Annotated in this window: 16 protein-coding genes and 1 pseudogene; 2 read left to right on the top strand and 15 right to left on the bottom strand. The window is 62.4% G+C overall.

Features of this window, described 5'->3' with window-relative positions; all coding sequences use genetic code 11:
- Window positions 1–136: 136 nt before the first annotated feature.
- Window positions 137–928: an exodeoxyribonuclease III gene (gene xth, locus V1273_RS19100; protein ID WP_334362861.1), complete on the top strand. Its 792-nt coding sequence runs from the start codon at window positions 137–139 to the stop codon at window positions 926–928.
- A 143-nt stretch (window positions 929–1,071) separates the two neighbouring features.
- Here the strand turns inward: xth and V1273_RS19105 are convergent, their stop codons facing one another.
- Together V1273_RS19105 and ilvD are read right to left on the bottom strand one after the other, a co-directional pair.
- Window positions 1,072–1,923 carry a tetratricopeptide repeat protein gene (locus V1273_RS19105; RefSeq protein ID WP_334362862.1) on the bottom strand — a complete coding sequence of 284 codons (852 nt, stop codon included), beginning with the start codon at window positions 1,921–1,923 and terminating at the stop codon, window positions 1,072–1,074.
- Entirely contained in the window at window positions 1,910–3,634 is a 1,725-nt protein-coding gene (gene ilvD / locus V1273_RS19110) for a dihydroxy-acid dehydratase (RefSeq protein ID WP_334410556.1), read from the bottom strand. The genes V1273_RS19105 and ilvD overlap by 14 nt, the downstream gene beginning before the upstream one ends.
- A gap of 819 nt (window positions 3,635–4,453) precedes the next feature.
- Here ilvD and V1273_RS19115 point away from each other — a divergent pair.
- The gene (locus V1273_RS19115) at window positions 4,454–5,410 is read left to right on the top strand and encodes a calcium-binding protein (protein WP_334410557.1); all 957 of its coding nucleotides are present in this window, start codon (window positions 4,454–4,456) and stop codon (window positions 5,408–5,410) included.
- Between the two features lie 163 nt (window positions 5,411–5,573).
- Here V1273_RS19115 and V1273_RS19120 read toward each other — a convergent pair whose 3' ends face one another.
- The 13 genes and pseudogenes from V1273_RS19120 to V1273_RS19180 form a co-directional block, all read right to left on the bottom strand.
- Entirely contained in the window at window positions 5,574–5,738 is a 165-nt protein-coding gene (locus tag V1273_RS19120; protein ID WP_334382113.1) for a hypothetical protein, read from the bottom strand.
- 59 nt (window positions 5,739–5,797) lie between these two features.
- Window positions 5,798–6,766, bottom strand: coding sequence for a tripartite tricarboxylate transporter substrate binding protein BugD (locus tag V1273_RS19125; RefSeq protein WP_334410558.1), 969 nt, complete (start codon window positions 6,764–6,766; stop codon window positions 5,798–5,800).
- Window positions 6,767–6,799: 33 nt separating this feature from the next.
- Entirely contained in the window at window positions 6,800–8,041 is a 1,242-nt protein-coding gene (locus V1273_RS19130) for a threonine synthase (RefSeq protein ID WP_334410560.1), read from the bottom strand.
- Window positions 8,042–8,167: 126 nt separating this feature from the next.
- Window positions 8,168–9,586, bottom strand: coding sequence for a dihydrolipoyl dehydrogenase (gene lpdA / locus V1273_RS19135; RefSeq protein WP_334410561.1), 1,419 nt, complete (start codon window positions 9,584–9,586; stop codon window positions 8,168–8,170).
- A 76-nt stretch (window positions 9,587–9,662) separates the two neighbouring features.
- Window positions 9,663–9,980: a PH domain-containing protein gene (locus tag V1273_RS19140; protein ID WP_334412240.1), complete on the bottom strand. Its 318-nt coding sequence runs from the start codon at window positions 9,978–9,980 to the stop codon at window positions 9,663–9,665.
- Window positions 9,961–10,209 (bottom strand): hypothetical protein, encoded by a 249-nt coding sequence (locus V1273_RS19145; protein ID WP_334410562.1) that lies wholly within the window; start codon window positions 10,207–10,209, stop codon window positions 9,961–9,963. The genes V1273_RS19140 and V1273_RS19145 overlap by 20 nt, the downstream gene beginning before the upstream one ends.
- Window positions 10,210–10,276: 67 nt before the next feature.
- A pseudogene (locus tag V1273_RS19150) lies at window positions 10,277–11,651 on the bottom strand (pyruvate dehydrogenase complex dihydrolipoamide acetyltransferase).
- 2 nt (window positions 11,652–11,653) lie between these two features.
- Window positions 11,654–11,959, bottom strand: a complete 306-nt coding sequence (locus tag V1273_RS19155; RefSeq protein WP_028345892.1) for a DUF5076 domain-containing protein — start codon at window positions 11,957–11,959, stop codon at window positions 11,654–11,656.
- A 4-nt stretch (window positions 11,960–11,963) separates the two neighbouring features.
- Complete coding sequence (locus V1273_RS19160) at window positions 11,964–13,364, bottom strand: pyruvate dehydrogenase complex E1 component subunit beta (RefSeq protein ID WP_334410563.1); 1,401 nt, start codon at window positions 13,362–13,364, stop codon at window positions 11,964–11,966.
- Window positions 13,365–13,469: 105 nt separating this feature from the next.
- On the bottom strand, window positions 13,470–14,492 hold the full coding sequence (pdhA, locus tag V1273_RS19165) for a pyruvate dehydrogenase (acetyl-transferring) E1 component subunit alpha (protein WP_334362874.1): 1,023 nt from the start codon (window positions 14,490–14,492) through the stop codon (window positions 13,470–13,472).
- A gap of 214 nt (window positions 14,493–14,706) precedes the next feature.
- Entirely contained in the window at window positions 14,707–15,024 is a 318-nt protein-coding gene (locus V1273_RS19170) for an FtsB family cell division protein (RefSeq protein WP_057843085.1), read from the bottom strand.
- 160 nt (window positions 15,025–15,184) lie between these two features.
- Window positions 15,185–15,742, bottom strand: a complete 558-nt coding sequence (locus V1273_RS19175) for an NADPH-dependent FMN reductase (RefSeq protein ID WP_334362875.1) — start codon at window positions 15,740–15,742, stop codon at window positions 15,185–15,187.
- A gap of 151 nt (window positions 15,743–15,893) precedes the next feature.
- On the bottom strand, window positions 15,894–17,030 hold the full coding sequence (locus V1273_RS19180) for a zinc-binding dehydrogenase (protein ID WP_334410564.1): 1,137 nt from the start codon (window positions 17,028–17,030) through the stop codon (window positions 15,894–15,896).
- Window positions 17,031–17,039: the final 9 nt, after the last annotated feature.

Below are 17,039 nucleotides of genomic sequence, written 5' to 3' on the forward strand. Positions count from 1 at the left end.
CACAACGGACGGGACGGTTTACTCCTGCCCCTTGACGGCGATGTTCGCGCCTTATTCTTAAACGGTTATCACAGCCCGGCTGCACATGGTATGCCACTGCAGCAGAAATTGTGTAGTTACGATCCGGACAGAATTCATGCGTGTTGCAACCTGGAACGTCAATTCGATCCGGCAGCGGCTCGAGCCTCTCATGACGTGGCTGAAAGACTGCTCGCCGGACGTCGTCTGCCTGCAGGAAACCAAGTGCGTTGACGATGCGTTCCCGCGGCTGGAGATCGAGTCGCTTGGCTATAACGTCGTCACCCACGGCCAGAAGACCTTCAACGGTGTCGCCCTGCTGTCGAAACTGCCGTTCGACGAGACCAAATCGGGCCTGGCCGGCGACGACGAGGACGCCCATGCCAGATTCCTCGAAGGCGTGGTGACGCTGAAGACCGGCGTGATGCGGATAGCCTGCCTCTATCTGCCCAACGGAAACCCACCGGATACGGACAAATACCCCTATAAACTCAAATGGATGTCGCGGCTTCTTGAGTACTCGAAAGAGCGGCTTAAGGCGGAAGAGCCGCTGGTGCTCGCAGGCGACTTCAACGTCATTCCGGCTGCCGCCGACGTCTATAACCCCGCCGCCTGGGGTAACGACGCGCTGTTCCGCCCGCAAACCCGCGAGGCCTTCCAGTCCCTGCTCGGCCTCGGCCTGACCGATGCGCTGCGCGCTGTGACCGACGAACCGGGCCTCTACACCTTCTGGGACTACCAGGCGGGGGCCTGGCAGAAGAACTGGGGCCTTCGAATCGACCACCTCCTGCTGTCGCCGCAGGCCAGCGACCGCCTGACCGACGTCGGCGTCGACAGCTACGTCCGCGCCTGGGAGAAACCGTCCGACCACGTGCCGGTTTGGGCGGATTTCGATCTGGAGAAGGCTTGAGCGACAGAATCGTAGGTTGGGCAAAGCGACTTGTCCGCTCGCAGAGCGAGGCGGAAGCGTGCCCACCATTTCCATCTGTGATTTCGGAGAGACGGTGGGCACGGCGCTAACGCGCCTTTTGCCCACCATACGACAGCGCGGCGTCAGTCTCGCTTGCCCTGCACCCAGTGCTCGAGCATTTGCAACGCCGTGGCGCGGTCGTCGTCGGAGGCCTTGGCGAAGGCGCGGTTGTAGCTTTCGCGGATCCAGGTCTCGTCGGGGGCAGCGTTGTCCCGCGCCAGCGTCAGCCACATCAATCCGCGGGCGGCTTGCCGCGGCAGCCGGTCGCCGTTGAACAGCATCTGGCCGAGCATGGCCTGCGCCTGATGCTGGCCCTTCTGGGCGGCCAGACCAAGCCAGCGCGCCCCATAGCGGAAATCGTCGCGCGAGGCGTCCGGGGTCTTCAGGTAAAGCCGCGCCAGATCGTATTGCGCGTCGGCATTGCCGAAATAGGACGCGGCATAGGAGAACATCTCCCGGGCGCGATCGGTGTCCGCCTTGATCTTGGAGTTCGGGATGCCGTTGAGATAGTAGCGCCCCAACGCCACGAAGGCGTTAGCCACGATCGCAGCCTGCGGCGCCGACGGGCTATCCTCGGCATGCGCGTTGGCGATGCGGCTGAAATATTCGAAGGCGCGCAGGTCGTCCTGCACCACGCCATCGCCGTCGGCATACATCCGGCCGAGCTTCCACTGCGCGACGGGATGGCCACCCTCGGCGGCGTATTGCAGCGAAGTCAACGAAGGCGCGTTAACCGCAGTCGCCGCGGCGGTAGCTGTCGCGGACGGAGCCTTCTTCAGCGCCTGCGCCGTGACGGCCTGCGCGGCCGCGGGCTGGTTCATTATGGGGAGCGCGGCGTCCGGCTTCACCGGTGCGCCATCAAATGCGAATCCAGGAGCAGCCACTGGTGCGGCCCCCAACATCAACGCAAGAATGATACGCCTAGATGTCCGCATAACACTGTTTCTCGTGCGCACCGCCAGGATGGGTCACAGCCCCATCCACCGCCGGCCCAACCTGTTGGGCATATTTCCACAGCGCACCCGACGTATGGTTAGTCTGTCGAGGCAGCCATTTGGTTTTACGTTCGGTGAGTTCGGCGTCGGTCAATTTTACGTTAAGAGTTCCGGCCTCGGCGTCGATCTCGATAATGTCACCATTCTGCAACAGGGCGATCGGGCCGCCCACGGCCGCCTCCGGTCCGACATGGCCGATGCAGAAGCCACGGGTGGCGCCAGAGAACCGGCCGTCGGTGATCAGGGCGACCTTGCCGCCCATCCCCTGCCCGGTCAGCGCCGCGGTCGTCGAGAGCATCTCCCGCATGCCGGGACCGCCGCGCGGCCCCTCGTAGCGGATCACGATGACCTCGCCCTCTTTGTAGGTCTTTTTCTGGACTGACTCGAAGGCGTCTTCCTCGCGGTCGAAGCAACGGGCAGGACCAGTAAATTTCAACTTCGACATGCCCGCGACCTTCACGATCGCACCCTCCGGCGCGAGATTACCCTTCAACCCGACAACGCCTCCCGTGACGGTGATCGGGTTGTCGGCGGACCGCACCACATCCTGGTGCGGATTCCATTTCACGCTCTTGAGGTTTTCGGCGATCGTACGGCCCGTGACGGTAATGCAATCTCCGTGCAGGTGGCCATTGTCGAGCAGCGTCTTCATCAGAAGCGGAATGCCGCCAACCTCGAACATGTCTTTGGCAACATAACGGCCCCCTGGCTTCAAATCCGCGACATAAGGAGTCTTTTTGAAGATTTCGGCGACGTCGAATAAGTCAAATTTTATCCCACACTCATGCGCGATCGCCGGCAGGTGCAGCGCAGCATTGGTCGACCCGCCGGAGGCCGCAACGACGGCGGCGGCGTTTTCCAGCGAACGGCGGGTGACGATGTCGCGCGGGCGGATGTTGGCTGCGATCAGCTCCAGAATCTTCTCGCCGGCGGCGGTGCAAAACGCGTCGCGAATCTCGTAAGGCGCCGGCGCGCCGGCCGAATAGGGCAACGCCAGGCCAATCGCCTCTGACACGGTCGCCATGGTGTTGGCAGTGAATTGCGCGCCGCACGCCCCGGCCGAGGGGCAAGCCACCCGCTCGATTTCGTCGAGATCAGCATCCGACATGTCACCGACCGAGTGTCGGCCTACCGCTTCGAACATGTCCTGCACCGTGACTTGCTGGCCGCGGAAATTGCCCGGCAGAATCGAGCCGCCATAGATGAAGATCGAGGGCACGTTGAGCCTGACCATCGCCATCATCATGCCCGGCAGCGACTTGTCGCAGCCGGCGAGCCCGACGAGGGCGTCATAGGCGTGGCCGCGGACGGTCAGCTCGACCGAGTCGGCGATGCATTCCCTGGACGGCAGGGACGAGCGCATGCCGTCGTGGCCCATGGCGATGCCATCGGTCACGGTGATGGTGCAGAATTCGCGCGGGGTGCCGCCGGCGGCCGCGACGCCCTTCTTGACCGCCTGCGCCTGGCGCATCAGCGAGATATTGCAGGGTGCGGCTTCATTCCAGCAGGACGCGACGCCGACGAAAGGCTGGTGGATCTGCTGGGTGGTCAGCCCCATCGCGTAGAGATAGGACCGATGAGGGGCACGCTCCGGCCCCTCCGTCACGTGACGGCTCGGCAACCTCTTCTTGATGTCGGTCTTGGCGTCCATCAGCGGAACCTGTTCTCCCAGCCATCTCCCTGTCGGTCTCGGGAGCAATTTCCCGTCGCCTTTGCCCGCTGTGGCCAATCAGCTATGAAAGAAATGGTTTCATGGAGGGGTGTGGCCAAAAAGCGGCGCAAGCAAGAGGCAGGCGGGACGGTTAACCAAATCTTCCCCTGATGTTGCAGTTACGCAACAATCGTGGCCCGCCGGCAACCATTATTCGGGCTTATCAAATCGCGTGCCCGTCGAAGAACCTCGTTCCGGGAGACCGCGCTTCAACCGATCACAACCTGAGGGCGACGGCGAAATGCCGCGCGACCAGCCTCGCCGCGAATCGGACAGTGCAACCCGAACGACATGCACGGCGCCAATCTTCGATTGCCGCCATTGCGCATACCGAAAGTTACATCCCGTGCCATGCCGGGCGTTCGAAAGGATCGCGTCATTTTTGTGCGGCCGGCACTCTTTGCGCCAGTTTTCGTCACGCAATGATGTGGCCCGCGACATGCGTACCGTCGGCGCTTGTCGTTCATATGCAAGAGAGAACAATGCGGTACGCGATTTGTCGCATACGCTTTGATCGCCGGCTGGAATTGAGGCGCTGGCCCAAGGATCGGCGCACGAACGCCTTTCGCGTCACCATATTGCCCCTGCACAGCGCAAATCCGCCGCGCACACGTCCAGCCACGGGCCCGTTTTGCTGTTTCTTCTTCGATGCGGGTGAAGGATCCTGCCTCACGTCCTTCCCGCGCGCATCACGCGAGGCTTTCCCAAAGTCCGTGGTCGTTTCTAGTCCGTGAGGCCTCTGAGTAAGAGGTTCGACTAATGGCACGCTTCAATCTGAACAGGTTCTTCGACGACGGCCGTCTCGATGATTTTTTAGCCCGATTTACGGGCGGCAGCGCCGACCATGATCATCTGAACGGCACAACGGGCAACAACGTCTTGTACTCCGGTGCCAAGGCGGACTCGGTCGCCGGCATGGCCGGTAACGACACGCTCAACGCCGGCTCCGGCGACGACAAGGTGTGGGGTGGCTCGGGCAACGACAATCTCTCGGGCGGCTCCGGCGGCGATCTCCTGGTCGGCGGCTTCGGTTCCGACCGGATGGATGGCGGATCGGGCAATGACACGTTGCTCAGCCGGTCGGACGCCGGCGAGATGGTCGCGGCCCAGGACGGCACCACCCAGATCTTCGCTGAGGAAACCGCGGCGTTCAAGGCGGTCAACGACACCCTCACCGGCGGCAGGGGCGGCGACACCTTCCGCTTCGAAGGCATGGTGAACGCCAAGGACGAGATCGTCGCCAAGCATGTCAACGACGACGGCACCATCGACTGGGTTGGCGTCACCGGCGAGAACGGCGCCACGCATGATCACTGGGTCGACGGCTTCGGCAACGACGTGATCCGCGACTTCAACCGCGCCCAGGGCGACAAGATCGAAATCTCGGCGCACACCGCCGAGGTCAAGTCAATCGAGCACAAGGACAGCAACGGCGACGGCAGGAACGACTATAGTGTGATCACCGTCATCAGCCAGCAAGGTAATGCCGGCGCGCATGACGAGGATCTGCTCGGCACCATCACCGTCTACGGCAACCTGGTGAAGCAGAGCGACATCAACGTTACCCAAACCGTGTATGGCGCCTACGAGAAGGTCGGCGAACTCGGCGGCGCGCACTTCGATATCGAAGACGATGGCGTGCTGGCCGGTGGCGGCACCGACGGCGGCCACCACAACGAAATGACGGCGATGGCCAACATGGCCACCTACGCGTAAGCAGCGATCAAGGAACAAGGGTCGCCTCCAGACCCTTGTTCTGCAGCGTCCGGCGCCGATTAAGTCGGAGCCGGGCGCTGGACTGCGTCGATCCATGGACGGCTTAGCCGCTGCAGTCCGAAGAGATCGGACAAATCAGCACACTTACCAACGCATTTTCGCACTATTTCTTTCCCGGCGCGACCGGCGGAAGGTCAGCATCGCTGGTCACCTCTTTGGTCCCGCCCAATTCACCGCCGGTGAGAATGAATGCCGCAGCAGCCAAAGCGATGACTCCGCCGAGAATGAGTCCGATTGTGCCCTTGGTTCGGTTGTCGTTGTCAGCCATCGTGCGCTCCGTATAAGAGCGTTAAACGTCCGCACTCCCCGTAGGTTCCCTGCCCGAAGCTAATCCACCTTGACGTTGGCAGCCTTGATCATCGGCCACCATTTTGCGATTTCGGCCTTTTGCCAGGCGCCGAGCGCTTCGGGCGTGAGCTTGTCTTTGGGCGGCATTTGCAGGCCGAGGTTTTCAAGCTGCTTGCGCACCGCCGGATCGTTCAACGCCTCCACCGCCGCCGCATTCAGCTTAGAGATGACGTCCTTCGGCGTATCCTTGGGCACCCAGAGGCCGGACCATAGCGTCATGTGGAAGCCGGGCAGCCCCGCCTCGTCCACGGTCGGGATGTCGGAGGCGGATTCCACGCGCTTGCTATCGGTGATGGCATAGGCGCGGATGTTGCCGGCCCGCACCTGCCCGATCGAGTTCGAGGTCTGGTCGACGATCATGTCGATCTGGCCGGCGACGAGATCATTCATCGCGGGGCCGGTGCCGCGATACGGCACATATTGCAGCTTGATGCCGGTAACGTTCTCGAAATAGACCCCGGCGATATGGCTGCCGGAGCCGGCGCCCGCCGTGCCCGCGGTCGCCGGCGTCGGCTGCGCCTTCAGCCACGCCACAAATTCCTTCAGTGAGGTTGCGGGCACCGCCTTCTTGCTGACGATGATCATCGGATTGCTCGGCAGTAGCGCGACCGGTTCGAGGTCGGTGACGAGGTCGTAGCCGAGCTTGTAGATCGCGCCATTGGCGACGTGGGTGCCGAGGTGGCCGAAGCTGATCGTGTAGCCATCAGGCGGCGAACGCACCGCGCGGCCGACGCCGACCGAACCGGCCGCTCCCGTCACGTTCTCGACCAGGACCTGCTCGCCGAGCGTGACCTTCATGCGCTCGGCGAGAATCCGCGCCATCGCATCCGACGGACCGCCGGCGGAGAACGGCACGATGATGGTGAGGGGACGCGAAGGAAAGTTTTGCGCTGCCGCAACACCACCGAACGCCAACACTGCAATCGCGGCCAGAATGATCTTTCGCATCTCATGCTCCCATCACATTCCGCCGCATGACGGTCAGAGATTGGCGTAGTCGATCGGCTGGTGGCGATCGAGCGTTCGCGTGACCGGCGGCAGCGGATATTTAAGCCCTGTCGCGCAATTGAACAGCATGACGCGGTCGTTCTTCGTCACGCGGCCGTCGGCAAGGCTTTGCTGATAGGCAGCATACGTCGCCGCCCCTTCCGGACACAACAGCAGGCCCTCCTCACGCGCGACTTCGTTGAGCGCAGCAGAAATCTTCTCATCCGGGACCGCGATCGCAAATCCCTTGCTCTCGCGGACCGCGCGCAGGATCAGAAAATCTCCGACCGCCTGCGGCACACGGATGCCCGAGGCAATGGTGTGGGCATCCTCCCAGCGCGGGGCGTGCTCGGTACCGTTCTCGAAGGCGCGCACCATCGGCGCGCAGCCGGACGCCTGTACCGCGACCATCCGCGGCCGCTTGGCGCCGATGAAGCCGATGGCTTCCAGTTCGGCAAACGCCTTCCACATGCCGATCAGGCCGGTGCCGCCGCCGGTCGGGTAGAAGATCACGTCGGGCATCTCCCAGCCGAGCTGTTCGGCGAGTTCGAGGCCCATCGTCTTCTTGCCTTCGATCCGGTAAGGCTCCTTCAGCGTCGAGGTATCGAACCAGCCGGCCTTTGCCTTCCCCTCACCGACGATCTTGCCGCAATCGTCGATCAGACCGTTGACGCGATAGACGGTGGCGCCCTGCAGCTCGATCTCGCTGATGTTCACCTCCGGCGTGTCGGCGGGGCAGAAGATCGTCGTCTTGATGCCGCAGGACGTCGCGTAGGCCGCGAGCGCCGCGCCCGCATTGCCGTTGGTCGGCATCGCCATGTGCTTGATACCGAGCGCCTTGCCCATCGACACCGCCATGACAAGGCCGCGGGCCTTGAACGAGCCGGTCGGCAGACGCCCTTCGTCCTTGACGATGATCTCGCCGCCGCCGAGTTTTTTCGCAAGCTTCGGCAGCCGGATCAGTGGCGTCGTCACTTCGCCGAGGCTGACGATGTCCGTGACCTTACGCACCGGCAGCAGCTCGCGATAGCGCCACATGTCGGCCGGGCGCTGCGCGAGGGCTTCCTTGGTCAGCGCCTTCTTCACGCCAGCGAGGTCGTAGCGCACCAGTAGCGGCTTGCCGGCCTTGGAGAGGTTGTGGATCTGGTCGGCCTCGTACCGATCGCCTTCCATCGCGCATTCGAGATGGGTCACAAACGTCGGGCGTTCAATGGTCAGGTTGTCGTTGTCTTTCACGCTTCGTTTCTTTCTTATTGAGCAATCTCGTTGTCCGTCATTGCGAGGAGCTCTTGCGACGAAGCAATCCATAGCGCCGCAAGCGGATAGATGGATTGCTTCGCTTCGCTCGCAATGACGGCGGCATCAGATATTCAGCACGCGGCCGTAGGCATCCAGCACGGCCTCCTTCATCATCTCGGACAGCGTCGGATGCGGGAATATGGTGTGCATCAACTCCTCCTCCGTAGTCTCCAGGTTCATGGCGACCACGTAACCCTGGATCAACTCGGTCACCTCCGCGCCGATCATGTGGGCGCCGAGCAATTGCCCCGTTCTCTTGTCGAAGATCACCTTGACCAGACCCTGATCCTCACCGAGCGCAATCGCCTTGCCGTTGCCGACGAACGGGAAACGGCCGACGCGGATTTCGCGGCCGCCCTCTTTCGCCTTCGCCTCGGTCAGCCCCACGGAAGCAATCTGCGGGTGACAATAGGTGCAGCCGGGAATGAGGTTCTTGTCCATAGCGTGCGGGTGCAGGCCCTTGATGGCCTCGATGCAGACGACGCCTTCGTGCTCGGCCTTGTGGGCGAGCATCGGCGGACCTGCGACGTCGCCAATGGCATAGATGCCGGGGACATTGGTCTTGCCGTAGCCGTCGATCACGACGACGCCGCGGTCGGTCTTGACGCCGAGTTTTTCGAGGCCGAGCCCTTCGACATTGCCGACCACGCCGACCGCCGAGATCACCCGCTCGAACTCGACCGTCTGCGGCTTCTTGCCGTCGTCGATGGTGGCGACCACGCTGTCGGCCTTCTTCTCGAGCTTCGTGACTTTGGTGTTTGAGAGAATCTTGATGCCCTGCTTCTCGAACCGCTTGCGCGCAAGACCGGCGATCTCGGCGTCCTCGACCGGGAGGATCTGCGGCAACACCTCGACCACGGTGACGTCAGCACCCATGGTGTGGAAGAACGAGGCGAACTCGATGCCGATCGCGCCGGAGCCGACCACCAGCAGCGATTTCGGCATCCGATCCGGGACCATCGCCTCGAAATAGGTCCAGACCAGTTTCTTGTCGGGCTCGAGCCCCGGCAGCACGCGCGGCCGCGCGCCAGTGGCGATGATGATGTGCTTGGCCTGATAAGCCCCCTCGCCCAACGCGCCCTTTGGCGCCTCGACCTGCGACTTCTTCACCGTGACCTTGCCGGGCGCGTCGATCGACGCATCGCCCCAGATCACCGTCACCTTGTTCTTCTTCATCAGGAAGCCGACGCCGTCATTCAGCCGCTTCGAGACGCCGCGCGAGCGCTGCACCACCGCCTTCGGATCGAACGATATTTTCTCCGCGGAGAGGCCGTAATCCTTGGCGTGCTGCATGTAGTGAAAGATCTCGGCTGATCGCAGAAGCGCCTTGGTCGGGATGCAGCCCCAGTTCAGGCAGATGCCCCCGAGATAGGACTTTTCGACGATCGCGGTCTTGAAGCCGAGCTGGGCTGCGCGGATCGCGGTGACGTAGCCGCCGGGACCGGAGCCGATGATGATGACGTCGAAGGATGTGTCGGCCATGTTGGTCGGTCTCTGCCTGGATCGTTAGAAAACATCGTTTGGTGGGAGGTCTGGCGCAGGGGGTCTCGGCTTTGTTCTAATCGCTCTTCGCGTCAACCAGCTTCCGGATTGTCTCAAAGGCTTGGTCGGGATCGGAGATATCGCGCACAATGACGCCGCTCGCCGAAACATTACCGAAACCCAGCGACACGAACGGATTCGAATTTCGTGTCGACCCGGTCGCAAGGGTTGCGAGGTAAATTGACCCGAGATCGTAGCTGCGCTGAAGGACGCCCTTGCGCAAGGTGGTCTCCTTTACGTCGCGAAACTTGATCACCTTCTTGTTGATGGTGAGAAAACCTTCATCGAATTCGAGCCGGTCGGAATAGAAGCGGTTATTCAGCCCGACTGTAATTCAGCTTCTTGCCGAAATAGGCAACGATCGGAATAACAAAGAATGCAATCGCGCCTATGGCGTAGGACGCATCCCTCGTATTCGGAAAAATGCCGATCGCCGCGCCCATGCCACCGAAGAAGACGCCGCACCACACCGTGAAAAATAGCTGCAACGGAAGCTGGGTCAACAGCGTAATCCAGCCGATGAACACCGGCTTGGCCGACAGCTTGACTTCGCCTGGCGACATCGGCTTTCCCTTGGTCCTGAAGTCGGCGGATTTCGCTCGATGCAAAAGATTGGTGTCTGCAGCTCCCTTACACCATCATCATGACGGGGTTTTCGATCAACTGCTTGAAGGCACCGATCAGCTCAGCGCCGAGCGCGCCGTCGATCGCGCGGTGATCGCAGGAGAGCGTCACGCTCATCATCTGCGCGATCTCGATCTTGCCGGCGCGCACCACGGGACGCTCCTCGCTGGTGCCGACCGCGAGGATCGTTGCATGCGGCGGATTGATCACGGCGGTGAAGTGGTTGATGCCGTACATGCCGAGGTTGGATACCGCCGTGGTGCCGCCCTGGTATTCTTCCGGCTTCAGCTTGCGCGCCCGCGCACGCGCGGCAAAGTCTTTCATTTCGGACGAAATCGTGGAGAGTGTCTTGGTCTCGGCTTTGCGGATGATCGGCGTGATCAGGCCGCCGGGCATGGCCACGGCCACGCCGATGTCGGAGTGCTTGTGCTTGAGCATGCCGCTTTCGGTCCAGCTCACGTTGCAATTCGGGATCCGCTGCAGCGCAATCGCCATCGCCTTGATGACGAAGTCGTTGACCGAGAGCTTGTAGAGCGGCTTCTTTTCCTTGTCCTTGGGGGCTGCGGCGTTGATCTCCTCGCGCGCGACCAGAAGCTTGCCGATGTCGCAGTCCATCGTCAGATAGAAATGCGGCACGGTCTGCACCGAAGCGGTGAGCCGTTGCGCGATGGTGCGGCGCATGCCGTCATGCGGCACGATCTCGTAGGAGCCTTCCTCGAACAGCGCCAAAATCTGCTTGTCGGACATCCCGGGCGCAAACGCGCCCATAGGCGCGATGCTCGGACCCGCCGCAGGCGCGGCGGCCGGGGCTTTCAGGCCCTTGCCGGATTTCGCATCCTCGACGTCGCGGGCGACGACGCGGCCATGCGGGCCCGAGCCGTTGATGCGCGAAAGATCAATGCCCGCATCCTTGGCAAGACGGCGCGCGAGCGGCGACGAGAAGATGCGGCCTTGGCCGTTACCCTTGGCAGGCACCGCCGCCTGAGGGGCAGGCGCGGGAGCGGCTGCGGGAGCAGGTGTTGGCGCCGGTGCCGCGGCAGCAGGCTTCGGAGCTTCCTTGGGCGCTTCTTTGGGTGCCTCCTTGGGCGCTTCAGCAGCCTTCGGCGCGGGTGTGGCGCCTGCCGCCTTCACATCCTCGCCGTCGCCGGCCAACACCGCGATCACATCGTTGACGGGGACGTCCTGCGTACCCCTCCGGCACCAGAATCTTGGCAATCGTGCCCTCGTCGACCGCCTCGACTTCCATCGTCGCCTTGTCGGTCTCGATCTCGGCGATCACGTCGCCGGACTTGACCTTGTCGCCCTCTTTCTTGAGCCACTTGGCAAGGTTGCCCTTTTCCATCGTGGGCGACAGCGCGGGCATCAAAATGTTGATCGGCATCGTCAGTGACCCTGTTGCGACCGGGGCGTGGTGGAGCCCATGTCGGTCGGCCGGTTGATTTCGGCTTCGAACATCTCGACGATGCGCGCAAGCGCCTCGTCCTCGGTGTAGCCGCTCTCGCGCGCATAGGCGCGAGCGGCGTGGCGGGCGATATCGACCAGCAAGAGGCCCCACATGTCAGGCTCCTCGAAGGCGCGCTGGAACGCGATCGAGAGCCCACCATCGACGACGAAGGCGCGCAGGACTTCAACGGCATCCTCGCGGCCGATCACGTCGGGCGGCAGCGGCTGTTCGTTAGGACCGGCCATGAGCTTACCGATAAGAAACGGCTTTGGCGGCCGCGACCACCTCGGCCACGGAAGGCAATGCGAGCTTTTCGAGGTTCGCGGCATAAGGCATCGGCACGTCCTTGCCGGATACGCGCGCGACCGGCGCATCGAGATAGTCGAAGGCTTGTTCCATGATGCGGGCGGCAACCTCGGCGCCGACGCCGGACTGCTGCCAGCCCTCTTCCACCGTCACCGCACGGCCGGTCTTCTTTACCGAGTTGACGATCGTCTCGGTGTCCATCGGGCGCAGCGTGCGCAGGTCGATCACCTCGGCCTCGATGCCTTCCTTCGCGAGCTCGTCGGCGGCTTTCAGCGCGTAGGTCATGCCATTCGACCACGAGATCAGCGTTACGTCCTTGCCCGAGCGAACAATACGCGCCTTGCCGATCGGGATCACGTAGTCGTCGAGTTTTGGCACTTCGCCGGTGTGGCCGTACAAGACTTCGTTTTCGAGGAAGATGACGGGGTTGGGATCGCGGATCGCGGCCTTGAGCAGCCCCTTGTAGTCGGCCGCCGAGAACGGCGCGATCACCTTCAGCCCGGGAATTTGCGAGTACCAGGCCGAGTAGTCCTGGCTATGCTGGGCGGCGACGCGGGCGGCGGCGCCGTTCGGGCCGCGGAAGACGATCGAGCAGCCCATCTGGCCCCCCGACATGTACAGCGTCTTGGCCGCGGAGTTGATGATCTGGTCGATCGCCTGCATGGCGAAATTGAACGTCATGAATTCGACGACCGGCTTCAGCCCCGACATCGCAGCACCCACGCCGACGCCGGCAAAGCCATGCTCGGTGATCGGGGTATCGATCACGCGCCGCGCGCCAAACTCTTGCAGCAGGCCCTGGGTCACCTTGTAGGCGCCCTGATATTCCGCGACCTCTTCGCCCATGATGAACACGTCGGGGTCGCGCCGCATCTCTTCCGCCATCGCATCTCGCAGCGCCTCACGAATGGTCTGGGTGATCATCTCGGTGCCGGCGGGGACTTCCGGATCGGGCTCGGCGACCGCGGCCGGCGGCGCGGCAGGTGCCTTCTCGGCCTTGGGCTGCGGCGCTTCCGCTTTGGCTTCAGCGGGGGGCGCGGACTCCGCAGCCTTCGCCGCAGGCGCCGGCGCGCTGGCCTTGCCGAGATCGGCGGCGCTCTCGCCGTCGGCCAGAATGGTCGCGATCGGCGTGTTGACGGCGACGTCGGCGGTGCCTTCCGGGATCAATATCTTGCCGAGCGTGCCCTCATCGGTCGCCTCGACTTCCATCGTCGCCTTGTCGGTCTCGATCTCGGCGATGACATCGCCCGACTTGATCGTCTCGCCTTCCTTCTTCAGCCACTTCGCCAAGTTGCCCTTCTCCATGGTGGGCGACAGCGCAGGCATCAGCACTTGAATGGGCATAGCGGCTCCCGAAAAATCACTCTTTAGATCGTTTGAGCATAATCGTTTCGGAAAACCGGTTTCCACTTTTCCGGATCATGCTCTAGTTCTGCGCGTGGTTTGAATTCAGCGGTAGACGTCGGTCCAGAGCTCGGACGGATCGGGCTCGGGATCGCGCTGGGCGAAATCGGCGGATGCGTTGACGATCTCGCGAACCTCGGCGTCGATCGCCTTCAACTCCTGCTCGCTGACCTTGGCGGCCAGCAGGCGGTTGCGCACCTGCTCGATCGGGTCCTGGTCGGTGCGGATTTTTTCGACCTCTTCGCGGGTCCGGTATTTCGCAGGGTCGGACATCGAGTGGCCGCGGTAGCGGTAGGTCTGCATTTCCAGGATGAACGGCCCCTTGCCAGCGCGGCACCAGGCCACCGCCTCGTCGCCGGCGGCCTTCACGGCGCGGACGTCCATGCCGTCGACCTGCTGGCCCGGAATGTTGAAGGAGGCGCCGCGCTTGGAAAAATCGGTCAGGGCGGAGGAGCGCGTCACCGACGTGCCCATGGCGTAGCGGTTGTTCTCGATCACATAGATCACCGGGAGCTTCCACAGCTCCGCCATATTAAAACTCTCGTAGACCTGGCCCTGGTTGGACGCGCCGTCGCCGAAATAGGCGACGCTGACGAAATCATTGCCGCGATAACGATTGGCGAAAGCAAGGCCGGTCCCGAGCGAAACCTGGGCGCCGACGATGCCGTGGCCGCCGTAGAAATTCTTCTCCATGCTGAACATGTGCATGGAGCCGCCTTTGCCCTTGGAGTAGCCGCCGCGGCGGCCGGTGAGTTCGGCCATGACGCCGTTGGCGTCCATCCCGCAGGCCAGCATGTGGCCGTGGTCACGGTATCCGGTTATGACCTGATCGCCCTTCTTCAGGGCCATCTGCATTCCGACTACCACAGCTTCCTGGCCGATATAGAGATGGCAGAAGCCGCCGATCGCACCCATGCCGTAGAGCTGGCCGGCCTTTTCCTCGAAGCGGCGGATCAAGAGCATGTCCCGCAGCGCGGCCAGTTCCTGCGCCTTGGTGAATTCCGGTGGGGACCCGTTTGCCTTCTCCTGCCCTGATTCTTTCGCGACGCTTTTCTTGGGTGCAGCCATGGCAATTCCGGGTGAAAGAGAGACGGATCAGCCCTCTCTATCCCAACTCAAACCGCCGTGAAAGGATTGCGTGCGCTGGAGAAAATATTGCTATACCGCAGTGCAATGTGGCCTGCGACATTTTCGAAATTGATTTCGCGATTTTTTGAAATTTGCGGACTGACACGCCGGCATCGTCCCCATGACGGCCGTGTTCGTCACATCGGTTTGAAAATCAGTTCGGCTTGACGATCCGGATCAGATCGCGCGGATTGGCGTAGTCGAGCTGGAAGCGCGCGCGCTCATCCAGCATGTCGGGATCGACCCGGTCGGACCGCAGCAGCGATACTCGCTGCTCGCCCTCTGCCCGCTCCCGCTTCAGCCGCGCCAATTCCGAAGTCAGGGCAATGATTTCCTGATCGAGCTCCTGGCGCGCGTTCAAGCCGTATTTGCCGGTGTAAGCGTTGACGCCGAAATAGCCGACCATCATCGCCGCCACCGTATAGAGGGCGAGCCCGGTCAGGATGGATTTCAATCGGGTGCGGGAGACCATGCCGTGAAGATGCGACGGCTGGGTTAATGGAATGCTAAGGCGGCGAGCACGAATGTCACCGCCGTCATTGCGAGGAGCGAAAGCGACGAAGCAATCCACCTATCCGCTATGCTGCACTATGGATTGCTTCGCTGCGCTCGCAATGACGGGGAAGGAGCTGTTACCCGTTCTGCTTCTCGACGAATGCCGCAAACGCGTTGATGTATTGCTGCAACACCTTCTGCACCGCTTCCTTCACGAGCTCGCCCTTCTCGTTAAAAGCGTCGCCGATGCCGTTGAGGTAGATTTCGGGCTGGCCGAGGATCGGGCCGGAAATGCCGGGCAGGATGTTCTGTAAATGCTTGGCGGCGCTGACGCCGCCGAGCGCGCCGGGCGAGTTGCTGACGATGCCGGTCGGCTTGCCGAGGAACGAGCTCTTGCCATAGGGGCGCGACCCGACGTCGATCGCGTTCTTCAACACGCCCGGGATCGAGCGGTTATATTCGGGCGTCACGAACAGCACGCCGTTCGACTTCTGCAGCTTTTCGCGAAACGCCAGCCAGTCAGCCGGCGGTGCTGCTTCCAGATCCTGGTTGAAGAAGGAAATTTCATGCAGCGTGGTGACGTCCAGCTTGAGCGAAGCCGGCGCCAGCTTGGCGAGCGCATTGGCGACCTTGAGCGAAAAGCTCTCCTTGCGGAGAGAACCGACGATCGTGACGATGGTGTAATAGGTGGCCATTGAATTCCCCTTTTGAAGCGAAAGCGCCAGCGCTCCCTTACGCCAGATCAGCGGAAAGATGCAAGTGCATCAACTTATCTTTACGGCTGCCTCGGCATGCAAAAACAGGCCGCCTGAAAGGCAGCCTGTTCGCGGCGATAGAAGCGCGCGCTCATCCCTTGTTCGGATTGATCAGGAATTTCTCGCCGGTGGAGCGCTTGTTGTAGATGGCGATGTTGGAAAGCTGCAGCGTCTCCTGCAGCGACACTACCTGCGTGTAGTGGCTGGCAAAGGTGGTCTTGAGCTCGGACGCGACACGCTGGCGCAGCCGGCCGATTTCGGCGGGGCCGATCTTTTGCAGGAACGGCGTCAAGAGCCAGCCGCCGACGCCCCAGGTCAGGCCGAATGTACGGCTGAGCTCGGTCGGACGGTTATCGAGGCTGCCGTAGATATAGACCTGCTTGTACACGTTCGAGCCGTAGCGGCTGTATTCCTTGGCGGTCTTGTTGGCCGCGATTTCCATGCAGGTGAGAATCTGGCTTGCCAGCTTCCCGCCGCCGATCGCATCGAACGCAATGGTGGCGCCGGTTTCCGCCAGCGCGTTGGTCAGGTCGTCCATGAACGTGTCTGCGGTGGAATCGACGACATATTTGGCGCCGATGTTGTGCAGGATGTCGGCCTGCTCCTTGCTGCGGACGATATTGACGAGGCCGATGCCGTCCTTGATGCAGATCTTGTTGAGCATCTGCCCGAGATTGGAGGCAGCCGCGGTGTGCACCAGCGCCTTGTGGTTCTCGCGCCGCATCGTCTCGGTCATCCCGAGCGCGGTCAAGGGATTGACGAACCATGATGCACCGTCGGCCGGCGTTGTGCCTGACGGCAGCTCCATGACGTCCCTGACCTTGATGGTGCGATACTGCGTGTACATCGCGCCGCCGATCATCGAGACCGCCTTGCCCATCAGCGCTTTCGCGGCGTCCGAAGACCCGGTCCTGATCACCACGCCGGCACCTTCATTGCCGACGGGGAGCGACTGGTCGAGCCGCGCCGCCATCATCCGCATCGCGGCTTCCGGCATCTTCGCGGTGATGACAGGCGCGTCCGCGCTGCCGGATTCCTCGGCGGTCGACATGTCGGCCGGACCGATCAAGAGCCCGAGATCGGAGGGATTGATCGGGGTCGCCTCGACACGGACCACGACTTCGTCGTCGGCCGGCTCGGGCGTCGGGACATCGACCAGCGACAGTTCGAGTTCGCCACTCTTCTTGAGCAGCGAACGCAGTTGAAGCCCGCTCTTGCCGTCGCTCATCGCCATCCC

Source organism: Bradyrhizobium sp. AZCC 1721 (genome assembly GCF_036924715.1).
GTDB lineage: Bacteria > Pseudomonadota > Alphaproteobacteria > Rhizobiales > Xanthobacteraceae > Bradyrhizobium.

Excerpts from the sequence above, each read along its gene's own strand:
- xth (WP_334362861.1), top strand. The coding sequence starts at position 137 with ATGCGTGTTGCAACCTGGAACGTCAATTCGATCCGGCAGCGGCTCGAG.
- V1273_RS19105 (WP_334362862.1), bottom strand. The coding sequence starts at position 1,923 with ATGCGGACATCTAGGCGTATCATTCTTGCGTTGATGTTGGGGGCCGCA.
- ilvD (WP_334410556.1), bottom strand. The coding sequence starts at position 3,634 with ATGGACGCCAAGACCGACATCAAGAAGAGGTTGCCGAGCCGTCACGTG.
- V1273_RS19115 (WP_334410557.1), top strand. The coding sequence starts at position 4,454 with ATGGCACGCTTCAATCTGAACAGGTTCTTCGACGACGGCCGTCTCGAT.
- V1273_RS19120 (WP_334382113.1), bottom strand. The coding sequence starts at position 5,738 with ATGGCTGACAACGACAACCGAACCAAGGGCACAATCGGACTCATTCTC.
- V1273_RS19125 (WP_334410558.1), bottom strand. The coding sequence starts at position 6,766 with ATGCGAAAGATCATTCTGGCCGCGATTGCAGTGTTGGCGTTCGGTGGT.
- lpdA (WP_334410561.1), bottom strand. The coding sequence starts at position 9,586 with ATGGCCGACACATCCTTCGACGTCATCATCATCGGCTCCGGTCCCGGC.
- V1273_RS19145 (WP_334410562.1), bottom strand. The coding sequence starts at position 10,209 with ATGTCGCCAGGCGAAGTCAAGCTGTCGGCCAAGCCGGTGTTCATCGGC.
- V1273_RS19155 (WP_028345892.1), bottom strand. The coding sequence starts at position 11,959 with ATGGCCGGTCCTAACGAACAGCCGCTGCCGCCCGACGTGATCGGCCGC.
- V1273_RS19160 (WP_334410563.1), bottom strand. The coding sequence starts at position 13,364 with ATGCCCATTCAAGTGCTGATGCCTGCGCTGTCGCCCACCATGGAGAAG.
- pdhA (WP_334362874.1), bottom strand. The coding sequence starts at position 14,492 with ATGGCTGCACCCAAGAAAAGCGTCGCGAAAGAATCAGGGCAGGAGAAG.
- V1273_RS19170 (WP_057843085.1), bottom strand. The coding sequence starts at position 15,024 with ATGGTCTCCCGCACCCGATTGAAATCCATCCTGACCGGGCTCGCCCTC.
- V1273_RS19175 (WP_334362875.1), bottom strand. The coding sequence starts at position 15,742 with ATGGCCACCTATTACACCATCGTCACGATCGTCGGTTCTCTCCGCAAG.
- V1273_RS19180 (WP_334410564.1), bottom strand. The coding sequence starts at position 17,030 with ATGAGCGACGGCAAGAGCGGGCTTCAACTGCGTTCGCTGCTCAAGAAG.